Source organism: Bacterioplanoides sp. (assembly GCF_965226395.1).
Lineage (GTDB): Bacteria > Pseudomonadota > Gammaproteobacteria > Pseudomonadales > Oceanobacteraceae > Bacterioplanoides.
Genome location: NZ_OZ245358.1, coordinates 1346471 through 1358760, shown reverse-complemented (window position 1 = coordinate 1358760; position 12290 = coordinate 1346471). Strand labels below are relative to the sequence as shown.

Below are 12290 nucleotides of genomic sequence, written 5' to 3'. Positions count from 1 at the left end.
CCTTTACTGTTAATAGTTATATCTGAGTTTTAAGAAATAAGCCCGCCCAGGCTTTTGAATATCGAAGTTGTCATACACTTCGGCATCGGTGAGATTATTAATACTGAAAGATGCATGAATGCTTTGGTCAGAGAATGAAGCGCTTAACTCCAGGTCGTGAGTCACCTGTTGGTCAATTTTGTTCTTTTCGTCACTATCCCCTGAGCTTTCCCAGTGTAAAAAATATTCATGAACATAGCGGCTGGTCCAATACAGTGCATACTCATTGTATTGGCTATCGAAAATAGAATAACCGCCTTTCAGACTGCCAAAGAAATAAGGTTCATTCGGAACCCGATCGCCATGATGGTCTTCAGAATTTTCATCTGCCCGGGTTTGATTAATTAAATCCTGATACGTCACCGAGGCACTGATAAAGCCAGCTTCATGGCCTTCAATTGCCCCCGATAACTCAACCCCTTGGATATCAACATCCTGCAGGTTTTCATAAATGCCACTATTAATGCGGTCAGCGTTATAGCGAATAAAATCTTTGGCTTTACGAACGAATAAATTAGATTCGGCTGAATAATTTCGGCTACCTGAACTCAGATTGACTTTAACTCCGGCATTAAAATTATTGCTGGTTTCCGGCTTAAGTTGCGGGTTAGGGCGTACAAAAATACCATCACCCAGAAGTTCATAGCTCTCTGGAAGGCGCACCGCACGCTCACCAGATGCTAATAACGTCAGGAAGGAATAAGGCTGATATTGGTAAGAAAAGCCAAAGCCATTGTCTGATTCATTGATTTCATTGTCGATTTCAGAGCCGTTATTAATATCCCGGTCTGATGTGGTGGCTTTCATCTGATAGTGTTTGTAGAAGACGCTGCCACTGCCTGTTCCTTGGTAGCCAAAATCTAAGGCACTGACGATTTTATTGAGTGACTGTGGATCATCAAAGCGATCATTCCGTTCAAATAACCGATCCCCACCGGAACGGGCCAGGCGATTAAAAGAAATCGCAGCAGCGACAGAAAACTGTTTATTCAGATCATGGCGGGCATAAATATTGGATCGGACAACGTTATCATTGATATCCAGAATCGAGGGCTGTTCACTGGCTTCGACGCGATTACCGGGGTTTTCAGTAAAACTGCCATCCCATTGGTAGCTACGTGTTTCGGTATCGTAATACGTTGTTTCTGTTTTTCCGCCTAATAAATATGCTTGCAGAAATGTATGGCCCCAGTCTTTTTTATAATTGACAGAAGCCAACTTACTGTTACTGCGGCTGTATAACCCACCATAAACCACCTCGATACTTTCACCCGGGTGTTGAATGTTATTGCGGTTATCGGCATAGGTCAGAGACAGGGAGAGTTTGTCAGCCCAGTCGGCATTGATAATACCGTTCTCCCAGGCCAGCATCCGTGATTGATATTCATCGTGAAAGCGTTTTTCCGATACCGTACTGCCGGTCAGATTGTTGAAGCTGTCTTTTTCTGGCAGTTCCTTCATCTCATAATCATTATCAGAGCTGTTCCAGAAAGAGCTGATGCGAGAGAAGTAACGATTATTCTTGCTGTACTGACCTGATAGAGCAACACGGGTGGTATTAAATGAGCCGTATGAAACCGAGGCATCCAAATAACTGTCAGTTAATGACGGGGTAATAATATTAATAGCGCCACCTAAGGCATCACTGCTCAGGTGAATAGGAACAACGCCTTTAAACACATCAATGCGTTCGACAATATTTACCGGGTAATTATCGAGGCTCAGCGCATCGCCAAAGTCTTCCATCGGAACGCCGTCGATAAAATAACGTATTTGTTTTTCCGACAAGCCGTTTAGCGATAACTTAAACCGAGAACCCAGACCACCGCTGTTGCGAATAATAATGCCCGGAGTGGTATTCAAAACCTGATTGATATCTTTGCTGAGGTTCAGATACTCGTCGGTGTCGATGACATCCACATTCAGGCCGCTGTTTTCAATAATATGCAGCTGACGATCGGTGGCGCCGGCATTTACCGTCACCGTATCCAGATCCGCTGCATCGTTATCAGACGCCTGCGCATAAGAAAAAAGAGCTGATATCGTGAATACAATACCGCCGGATAAAAATAGCTTGCCAGATAACATCGAGCGTTAATCCATACGTCAAAAGAAAAAGAGATCGTCAGGCATCAGAGATAAAGCCGAAAATCTAAACGAGATTCATTCTCGGTGGTGGAGTATGTCGCTGTCTGCTTATCGAAACTTTGCAATTTGGTGCATTTCTGGCGTTTTAAGAAATGTCCGCTATGTATCGTTTACTTCTATCTCACGTATCTCGCGAATAGGAATCCAGTATTCCACATGATGTGCAGGTGTATTCGTTGGCAGGTACTGTTCGATATCAAACCCACGAAAAGCTTCATAAGGAGACTGGCGTAACCAGTGTGTGATAAACCAGGCAATGGTTTGATGAAGGTGCTTCAGATCACCGATATGAGTGACTACGGCATAAAGCTGCTGGGGAACGTTCAGCGTTTTCAGTGATTGACTGTTCTCTTCCGGGAGGTGGTGTTCGCTGCCGACCCAGTAACGCAGGCGCCCTTCGACGGGGTTGGCCACATCAATCACTGCCAGTAGTGGAATGTCGGGTAACTGTTGATTTATTGCCTGCCAGAGTGGCGGGACTTTTTCGGCAAAATCAGACTTGATTGAAAACACACCGTAGGTTTCACAATAGTCGCCTGATAATGTGAAGGCGGCGCGTTGTTCGATGCGTATCGAATGTCGGACTGGATGTGTCTGAGGTGCCTGGGTTAACGGAAAGCGAATCCCGGAGGGCTGCCGGGTTTTACGGTATTGCCGTGGTGTGCAATGAAAGTGCTGTTTAAAAGCCCGGCTGAAGCTGGCTTCTGAGTCAAACCCGGCATTAATGGCGATATCCAGATGGCGTTCGTTGCTGGAAATCAGTTGCGTCGCCGATTGGCTTAAGCGCAGCTCTCGCACGTATTGTGCAACTGACAGCCCGGTTGTGGCATTAAAAACACGTTGTAACTGCCAGCGAGACCAGCCACTGATTTCAGCCAGTTTGGTCAGATCCAGATTGCGGTTAAGGTTGTGCTCAATGTAATGCAGCACATGATTTAAGCGCTGATTCTGCTGTTCTTCCCTGATGCCCATAACTGCTCTCTGATTAGCGGTAGGCAAATAGTAAATCAGTCTTAAATAAAAGTAATTGTTATTTGTGTTTGGTGATTGTTATCCAATAAAAAACGCCCCCAGATAAATCCCGGCATTGACCACGGCCGAAGATGGATCTGGGGGCGTATTCTGAAACTGCTGAGCCACCCTCATAGCTCACGAATTATATTAAGGCTTTTGCGGGAAAATACACTGCGACAGGATGTCGCAGTGTTTTGGTGTAATTAATAGATCTCAACCACTGGTAGGTTGTCGCCCATTTCTCCTTCATCATCACCTACGTATTGATCATAGAATTGTGGACGGCCCAATTCGCCATACTCACTGTAGCCCCAGCATTTCACATCGTGATTATCGAGAAGAGCGCAAATGTGGTAACCACGGCCTGCGAATTCTAAGATGCTGCGGCCACTGCCCATATCGGGTTGAGGTGCGGTAGCAACGATCTCCCCGGTGTCATTTCCCCAGTCGTTGTTGTTCATTTCACCAGTGATACCATCACTATCTCCCCAGCAACGGTGCTCGCCGTTGGAAAGTCGTGTACAGGTGTTGTAGTAAGTTGTAATTAATTGATCAAACGTCAGCCCCTGGCCAGTTTCGAGGATATTTTCATTACGGCGAATGGCGGAGCTCAAGCGACCATCGCCATTATCAATACCAATATCGATTTGTGTACCGCCTGCTGCTGGACAGCGTGCAGAATTCACTGCAAGTGAGATGGTTTCGCTGATATAAGTTTGGGAGTCCGTATGGCAATAATCGGTGTCACTGACTTGCTCTCCGTCATCAGCAACGCCATTACCATTGGTGTCCGTTATTTGTTGGTATTGCAGGCCACCCAGATCGCAGATGGTTGCAGGATCACTTGGATCAATAACATTGACTCGTCCCAGTAGATTCTGATCAGCACAGAGATATTCGCGTCGGACAAACGCTGCGCTGGAGAGCAAATCATCGCTGATGCCTAACCCAAGCTGACCACTGCCGTTATCGCCCCAACAGCGTACGTTGCCGTTAGTTAAGGTGGCACAGGCATGTTCATAGCCAATTTCGATACGCTCTGCGAGATCGCCGTTTAATTCAACAAAAGGCAGGTTGTTGCCCATTTCATGGCTGGCATCACCAATACTGCGCTCTACATCATTAGTTAGCCAGCGTGTTCTGACAATGCTGTTCAATCCGAGAATACTTTCATCGTTATCGCCCCAGCATTTGGCGCGACCATCAACCAGTACAGCACAAGTGCTGCTGTAACCGGCGCTGATGGATTTTACTAATAGCGGCTGTCCTTCATCGTCGGTGCCCAGGTTAACGTAGGGCAGGTTATCGCCCATGCTGCCGGTATCTTCACCGCGTGATGTGGTATCACCATAACCCAGGCGGCCGTTTCCACCTGCTCCCCAGCATTTGACCCGTTGATTGTCGAGTAGCGCACAGGTGTGGTCGTCACCACCGGCGATGGCGGTGGCGTAACGATCGGTACCGAGTTGAACAGCAGGCAGGGCATTGCCTAATTCTGCCAGGTCATCGCCGGTAATTGAGTCTTCACGCTCCAGGCCTGTGTAAGTATTATCGCCCCAGCATTTAACGATATTGTCGCTTGGCAGATCACCGCCCGAGAACAATCCACAGCTATGGTCTTCTCCCAGAACCAGATCTAATAATGGTTCATCTCCAATTAACGCCGCTGGCAAATAAGCGCCCATACCAACCAGATTCAAAACACTATCATTGTTTTCATCTTCACCGACGAACAGCCCGGAACCGCCTTCTTCACAAACGAATGGGTCGGGTGTTAATGGTTCTACCCGGTAGATGTAGGTTCTGCTACTGGTATTGCAAAAAGGCCTGTCTCTCCGAGAGTTAGTTTTTTCACTGTCGTCGATGATGCCATTACCATCCAGGTCGGCGCCGCGAAGGTAATTGATCCCCCCCAATCCCTGTGGACAGGTGTTGTCGTCGGCATCAATTTCAATAACGGTTACCAGGCCTTCAGAATCTCCGGAGCGACATCCTGCTTTGAGGGTCGCTTCACCATAGTCAGCGCCGTATTCGCGTTCTTCACCGGTCGCAAAGTTATAGTCTTCACCATAACCCCAGCATTTCAGTAAGTTGTCTTGTGAGAGAGCGCAGGCGGAGTAGTAACCGCCAAAAATACGGGCGGTGACGGGTAAAATATCCAGTTGTATGGTGCTGCTTGTGGTGATCTGGCCATTGCTGGATAAGTTCATGATCAGGCTTTCGCGCAGTTCTTTATCGTTGTCATCAATAATCGGGAGTTCAAAGCTGGCTGTGGTTTTTCCTGCTTCGATCATAAAACTGGTGATTGCCGTGAAGTCATTACCTGCTTCTGCGTGTTCTGCATAAGGCGCTAATGTCGCAACTTGTGAATAAGAAACGGCCACTTGATTATCGACGCAGCTGGCTTCAGCCAATTCAACATGAATCGTTGCGTTTCCGGCGTTTTCATTAACGGTCATTTCAGATTGAGCGAAGTTCAGTTGTGGCCCTGCATCGCCATCGTAATCAATCCGGCCAAATCCAGCAGAACTTCCCCGGGCGCTATTTGCCTGCAGCATAAAATATTCGCTGCATTCGTAGCGATCGTCATTGATGAGTTCAATCTGAATTTGTTTGTTTTGCTCGCCAACCGCAAATACCAATTCACCGGCGCTGGCACGATAGTCTTCATTGGATTCTGCGGTGACATCAACCGTACCCCAGGTTACCGTTATGGCTTCGCTGGCGGGTTCAGGCAATGACAGAGTAAAGGTTATTTGGCCACTGTCCTCACTTGCCTGAGCATTGCTAATGGTGGGTAGTTGAGTATTTTGGCCGTCTGCACCGTCTGCACCGTCTGCACCGTCTGCACCGTCTGCACCGTCTGCACCGTCTGCACCGTCTGCACCGTCTGCACCGTCTGCACCGTCTGCACCGTTTTGCCCATCGTTACCATTCTGACCGTCGATGCCATTACAGATATATTGAGTCTCGGTAACTTCCTGATCGTCTAATACACCATTATTATTGCTATCCAGTCCGGTATCGATGCGTGTTCCACCTGTTGGGCACTGCTCACCTGGATCGACTGGATTGCTGCGCAATAACACATTGCCACTGTCTGCCACCGGCCCCAGATCGGTCGTAATATCGGGAGCTTCGCTGTTTGGCTCAGATGAATTCCCGTCGTCACTTCCGCCACCGCCACCACCACAGGCGCTCAGTGTCAGTGACAAAATCAGCATCGATAACGTTGATGGAGCGGAGAAATTCATAGTAGCGATCCGTTTTTACATCCAGGTGTCGTAGCTGAGTATATTTTTTATCCAATCCTGTCTCAATACAATTTATTACATTGTGGAAACCTTTTGTTACCTTTGGGTGAGAAATCATTCTCGTTGTGCAGAGCAGTGAAGGTTTCAACGAAGGCGTTCATTATTTGAACTGTTTGCTGGGGTTTGTTAGTATTCGCGCTCCATTTTGTCCGTTGATCGGTTGGTGTTTACTAACTGATTTCATCGTTCCTGTTAATGATGAGGGCAAACTCCTTGCCTTACCGGATGGGCCGGAAGGCTAAAACCCATAGGGAGCTGACAATGCGTCACTACGAAATCGTTTTTCTGGTACACCCAGATCAGAGCGAACAAGTACCAGCCATGGTAGAGCGTTACACCAACACAATCGAAGCTGACGGTGGCCAGATTCACCGCTTCGAAGACTGGGGTCGTCGCCACCTGGCATACCCAATCAACGACGTTCATAAAGCACACTACATTCTGATGAATGTTGAGTGTTCTCAGGAAGCCCTGGACGAACTGACTACCAACTTCCGTTACAACGACGCTGTTCTGCGTAACCTGGTAATCCGTCGTGATGAAGCTATTACCGAAATTTCTCCGATCAAAGCTGCTGAAAGCCGCGAAGATCGTCGTCGTTCTGAATCTCGTCAAGAAACTGCTGAGACTACAGAAGAAGCACCAGCTGCTGAAGAAGCTGCTGAAGAGACCCAAGCTGAAGACAGCGCTGAGTAATAGGAGATTTAATCATGGCACGTTTTTTCCGTCGTCGTAAGTTCTGCCGTTTCACTGCTGAAGGCGTATCCGAAATCGATTACAAAGATATGGATACTCTGAAAGGCTACATCACTGAAACTGGCAAAATCGTACCAAGCCGTATCACTGGTACTCGTGCTAAGTATCAGCGTCAGCTGTCTACTGCGATCAAGCGCGCGCGCTACATCGCTCTGCTGCCGTACACTGATCAGCACGATAACTAAGTTCTTTGCTACCTCAGGTAGCAACTGAAGGATTTTAGTGATGAAAAAATTGGCTCAATGGGCCATGTCCGGTCGCTGGCAGGCAACTGTCGCGGCCGGTGGTTGTTTAGCGTTTCCGCTGCTGTTCTGGTTCGGTGCTGCGTTATTGGCACTGGTCATATAGCGGTATGGCTGGCAACAAGCGGGTCAGGTTGTGTTATGGGCGTTATTGCCGGGTATTGCCTGGTTAGCCATGGGCGATCCGACTCCGTTATTAACTGCTTTGGGCACCAGCGCCCTGGCAGTGATGCTGCGATCCAGCATTCGTCTTGATTGGACGGTGATGGCATCGACAGTATTGGGCATAGTGGTGTATTTCCTGTTGCCGTCGATGTTACCGGATGTACTACCTCAGGTTGCGTCAAACAGTGAAGCCGCCATTGCTGAAGCGTTGAAAAATGAACCGCAATTACTGGCTCAGTTACAACCTTTGATTGGCCCGATGATCAGTGGTGTGCTTGCCGCACTGCATTCGCTGGTATTTATGTTGTGTCTGTTACTGGGACGCTATTGGCAAAGTACCTTTTATAACCCGGGAGGGTTTGGTGCTGAGTTCAAACAGCTTCGACTGCCGTTGGCGTTTACATTGCCCGCTATGCTGGCGGTGTTTGGTGCCAACCAGTTAGATCCGGAGCTGGCAGGTGTGATGCCGGTATTTACCGTACCGCTGATGCTTGCCGGACTGGCTCTGTTCCATGGCCTGGTCACGCAGACCAAAGCCAGCCCGACGTGGATGACGGCCGTTTATATCGGCTTATTCGTGTTAGGGCCATACATGTACACATTACTAATTTTCGTAGCGTGTCTGGATAGTGCCTGGAACTTCCGCGCGCGACTACCAAAAGACACGGCAGACTGATGTTAGAAACAGTCTTTGCCCTGTAATGAGGAATTTAAAATGCAAATTATCCTGTTAGAAAAAGTAGCAAACCTGGGTGAACTGGGCGAACAAGTAACCGTTAAGCCTGGTTACGCTCGTAACTTCCTGTTCCCACAAAACAAAGCAGTACCTGCGACTAAAGCAAACGTTGAGCAATTCGAAGCTCGTCGTGCTGAGCTGGAAAAAGCAGCGGCTGAAAAACTGGCTGAAGCAAACAGCCGTAAAGAGAAAATCGAAGGTATCGAGCTGTCTGTTGCAGTACGCGCAGGCGACGAAGGTAAGCTGTTCGGTTCTCTGGGCAACCGTGATATCGCAGAACTGGCTACCGAAGCTGGCGTTGAACTGAGCAAAGCTGAAGTTCGTCTGCCTACCGGTCCTATCCGTTCTGTTGGTGAGTTCGACGTTGCGATCCACCTGCACGCTGAAGTAAACGCTGTTCTGAAACTGCACGTAGTTGCGGAATAAGCTGCTGAATAAGAACTGTGTAAAAGAGACTGTTTGATCAGTCCACGGCGCGCTGTTAATGACAGCGTCGCTGTAAAAAGGCACTATTAGATTCTTTCTGATAGTGCCTTTTTTATTGTCTCTGGATTTTCTGAAAACAAATCAGTATGCCTGACTTTCTAAACGACGACATTCCTCCGCAAGCCGATGCCGAATACGGTGCTACGGTTGCCTCCAGTAAAACACCGCCGCATTCCGTGGAAGCCGAGCAGTCGGTGTTAGGCTCGCTGATGCTGGACGAGCGCGCCTGGGAGTCGGTATCGGAATCTACCGAAGACTCGGATTTTTATCGTCAGGATCACCGCCAGATTTTTCGTGCCATCACCCATCTGGTGAAATCCGAACAGCCGATTGATGTGGTTACCGTGGCGGAAGAGCTCGAAGAGCGTGGTCAGCTCGATAAAGTGGGCGGCGCCGCCTATTTAAGCCGCCTGGTGGATATGACACCGTCCATCGACAACTGCGGTGCTTACGCCGAGATTGTGCGTGAGCGTTCTCAACAGCGCCGTCTGATCGAAGCCGCTACCGATATTATGGATAAGGCCTATGAGCCAGATGGTGCCACGGCACTGGACTTGTTATCCGATGCGGAAAAATCCATCGCTCAAATCGCCGAAGGCAACCGTCAGGACGGTGGTCCACAAGTGGTCGCTCCGATTTTGAAAAGCACGCTCGATCAGCTGGATGAAATGTTTAATCAGCCGGATGGGCTATCAGGTTTAACCACCGGCTTTAACGAGATTGATAACCGTACTTCCGGTTGGCAAAAAGCGGACCTGGTGATCGTTGCTGCACGTCCGTCGATGGGTAAAACCACCTACGCCATGAACCTGGTGGAGAATGCGTTATTAGCCACCAAGCGCCCATGTCTGGTGTTCTCGATGGAAATGCCATCAGAATCCATCGTGATGCGGATGTTGTCGTCGATTGGCAAAATCGACCAGACCCGTATCCGTAGTGGCAAGCTGGTGGATGAAGACTGGCCGAAGCTGTCGGCGGCGGTGAATATGTTAAAAGACCTGCCGCTCTACATTGATGATACCGCAGCCTTAACACCACAAGAGATGCGTAACCGCGCGCGCAAAGTGTATCGCGAGAACAACAACGATCTGGCCATGATCATGGTGGATTACCTGCAGTTGATGCGGGTGTCTGGCCCATCAGAAGGCCGGACTCAGGAAATTTCTGAAATCTCGCGCTCGTTAAAAGCTATGGCAAAAGAGTTTAATTGCCCGATGATTGCGCTGTCGCAGCTGAACCGCTCGTTGGAGCAACGCCCGAATAAACGCCCGGTGAACTCGGATCTGCGGGAATCGGGTGCGATCGAGCAGGATGCGGATATTATTCAGTTTATTTATCGCGACGAAGTGTACAACGAAGATTCGCCGGATAAAGGTGTGGCTGAGTTAATTACCGGTAAGCACCGGAACGGCCCGATTGGTACAGACCGCTTAGCCTTTATTGGTAAGCACACCCGTTTTGAAAACCTCGCCCACGGTTACGAGGGCGATGATGACTACTAAAAAGTCGTTGTTTGATCGACAGGAATAAGCACAGGTTATTTTTCAGCCGCCGCGCCGAAGGGCCATCCCTGGCCCTGCCGCGCGGTCGCGACATCCTGTCGCTGCTTTTGAAAAACAACCTGCACTTATTCTGTGTAAACATAGGACGCACTTTTAAATGTTCTTATAAAGAACTTAAGTGTTTCAGATTGCACCAAAGTGTTGGCTAAGGTGTTCTGATGCAAGGGCTGATGCCAGGACGGCATCAATTAGCATACAGGGATGTACTTGCTGCGCCCTGGAAGCAGAACTCCTTAGTCAAAACTTTCAGTTAGAAAGACAAAATACATTATGAATTTTACACCCGAGCTGCAATTTGAAGGTGCAGACTTCCGCGGCCGCGTTCGTTCACTCAGCGACGACGATCAGGCCAACCTGTTAAATCTCTACCAGCATCCGGAATTACCGGGCCAGCGGCCATTAGATCCTGAATCCGAGCAGGCTCAGGATCACATTGCCCGGATGATTGAACTCAGCGTACAAATGGCCGCTACCCAGCGCGGCATTATGTGGGCGCTGGAAATCAACGATGAATTTCAGGGCATGGTCAGTGTATTTGACTGGCAGCCATCACTGTTACGCGCCACCTTGCGAGTAGACGGTTTAGCAGCACTCACTAACCAGCAACGCGCGAGTGCATTGGCCGTGTGTATGGATTTTATGGCCGAAAAATACCACCTGCATAACTTCGCATACCAGTGGATTCAGGGCCAGGATGAAGCCTTGTTAACCACGCTGGAAAATATCGGTTTTGAACGCAGTGCAACCATGCGCGAAGCCTGGAAGCTGGTAGCCAATAACGGTGAAAAATCATTTGTGGATATGATTCAGCTGAATCGAGTGCTGGCTAAAAATGAAGGAGAAGAAGCATGAACTGGAATTTTTCGACTCCAAACTTCTCTCTGCGTTTACCCGACGCAAATCAGGATGGTGATGCGCTCTACGAATTACTAAGTCAGCCCGATGTAATGGCGCATATTCCTAAAGCATCTATGTCAGTATCGGCACAATCTCTCGATGAACTGCGCCGCGTTGCCATGCGCTTTGAAGTGCGTGAAAGCGCCTGCTGGATGGTAGAGGGTGCTTTTGATAAACAATTAATTGCCCGGGTTGGTATTCAGAAAATTAACTGGATGACAGAAAGCGCTCAGTTCTGGTGGGAATTAAGCGATAAAGTCGATTTCTCGGTACTGGCGGAAGTAATTCCGGCGGTTATGAATTTCTGTTTTGATGAGCTGCAGTTAAACCGCCTGGAAATGCGCCTGGTAAAAGATTCACCCCTGCACGAAGACTATCTCAAGCAGATTGGTTTTCAGTTGGAAGGTTGTTTACCCGCGCAGCAGGAATTTGAAGAACAACCTGTTGACCTGAATCTGTACTCGTTTTTGATGAAAGACAGAAAACTCTGAATATTTTAACCATTGAATTATTGATAGTAATTTTCATTTGTATATTTATAATGATTGTCTTCGATAAAAAGGAAATATATAAGGAGATAACTATGAGGAAATTATTTAAGTGTTTTATTGGTACGTTGCTTTTAATTATTTCATCATATTCTATAGCAAATGAAGGCTGGAATGGCCCATATGCTATCGATAGGATCGTTGTTACTGCTCAGGGTTGGGTTAATGTAAGATTTATTGACTCTACGTTATCAGGCTGTAAGCCACAATCAGGATATCCGGGTAATTACGCTACTCTGTCTAAAGAGCATAAAGGGTTTCAAGCATTAAATGCATTGTTATTATCGGCTTATGTCTCAGGAAAACCGGTTCAGGTATGGCTATCAGATGATACTTGCACTATAGGTGAAGCTGTCATTGGAGGTAGTTATAGTGCTAGGTAA

The 12290-nt window shown here is 48.1% G+C and carries 12 protein-coding genes; 9 read left to right on the top strand and 3 right to left on the bottom strand.

Annotated elements, in window-relative coordinates; all coding sequences use genetic code 11:
• Positions 1-9: 9 nt before the first annotated feature.
• The 3 genes from ACO05E_RS06230 to ACO05E_RS06220 all read right to left on the bottom strand — a co-directional run bounded on the left by ACO05E_RS06230 (position 10) and on the right by ACO05E_RS06220 (position 6455).
• Entirely contained in the window at positions 10-2127 is a 2118-nt protein-coding gene (locus ACO05E_RS06230; RefSeq protein ID WP_419812120.1) for a TonB-dependent receptor domain-containing protein, read from the bottom strand.
• A 159-nt stretch (positions 2128-2286) separates the two neighbouring features.
• Positions 2287-3159, bottom strand: a complete 873-nt coding sequence (locus ACO05E_RS06225) for a helix-turn-helix domain-containing protein (protein WP_419812119.1) — start codon at positions 3157-3159, stop codon at positions 2287-2289.
• 245 nt (positions 3160-3404) lie between these two features.
• Positions 3405-6455: a DUF7151 family protein gene (locus ACO05E_RS06220; RefSeq protein ID WP_419812118.1), complete on the bottom strand. Its 3051-nt coding sequence runs from the start codon at positions 6453-6455 to the stop codon at positions 3405-3407.
• A gap of 321 nt (positions 6456-6776) precedes the next feature.
• On the opposite strand from ACO05E_RS06220, the gene rpsF reads away from it, so the two are divergent.
• From rpsF to ACO05E_RS06175, 9 genes are all read left to right on the top strand, one after another.
• Positions 6777-7211, top strand: a complete 435-nt coding sequence (rpsF, locus tag ACO05E_RS06215; protein WP_255858752.1) for a 30S ribosomal protein S6 — start codon at positions 6777-6779, stop codon at positions 7209-7211.
• Between the two features lie 14 nt (positions 7212-7225).
• A complete protein-coding gene (gene rpsR / locus ACO05E_RS06210) occupies positions 7226-7456 on the top strand; it encodes a 30S ribosomal protein S18 (protein WP_068659206.1) in 231 nt (76 codons plus the stop codon).
• Between the two features lie 40 nt (positions 7457-7496).
• Complete coding sequence (locus ACO05E_RS06205) at positions 7497-7619, top strand: hypothetical protein (protein ID WP_419812117.1); 123 nt, start codon at positions 7497-7499, stop codon at positions 7617-7619.
• Between the two features lie 30 nt (positions 7620-7649).
• Positions 7650-8354, top strand: coding sequence for a hypothetical protein (locus tag ACO05E_RS06200; RefSeq protein WP_419812116.1), 705 nt, complete (start codon positions 7650-7652; stop codon positions 8352-8354).
• A gap of 39 nt (positions 8355-8393) precedes the next feature.
• Positions 8394-8840 (top strand): 50S ribosomal protein L9, encoded by a 447-nt coding sequence (rplI, locus tag ACO05E_RS06195; RefSeq protein ID WP_419812115.1) that lies wholly within the window; start codon positions 8394-8396, stop codon positions 8838-8840.
• A 146-nt stretch (positions 8841-8986) separates the two neighbouring features.
• Positions 8987-10402 carry a replicative DNA helicase gene (gene dnaB / locus ACO05E_RS06190; protein ID WP_419812114.1) on the top strand — a complete coding sequence of 472 codons (1416 nt, stop codon included), beginning with the start codon at positions 8987-8989 and terminating at the stop codon, positions 10400-10402.
• Between the two features lie 330 nt (positions 10403-10732).
• Entirely contained in the window at positions 10733-11314 is a 582-nt protein-coding gene (locus ACO05E_RS06185) for a hypothetical protein (RefSeq protein ID WP_419812113.1), read from the top strand.
• Entirely contained in the window at positions 11311-11850 is a 540-nt protein-coding gene (locus ACO05E_RS06180) for a GNAT family N-acetyltransferase (protein ID WP_419812112.1), read from the top strand. The genes ACO05E_RS06185 and ACO05E_RS06180 overlap by 4 nt, the downstream gene beginning before the upstream one ends.
• Before the next feature lie 92 nt (positions 11851-11942).
• Complete coding sequence (locus ACO05E_RS06175; RefSeq protein ID WP_419812111.1) at positions 11943-12290, top strand: hypothetical protein; 348 nt, start codon at positions 11943-11945, stop codon at positions 12288-12290.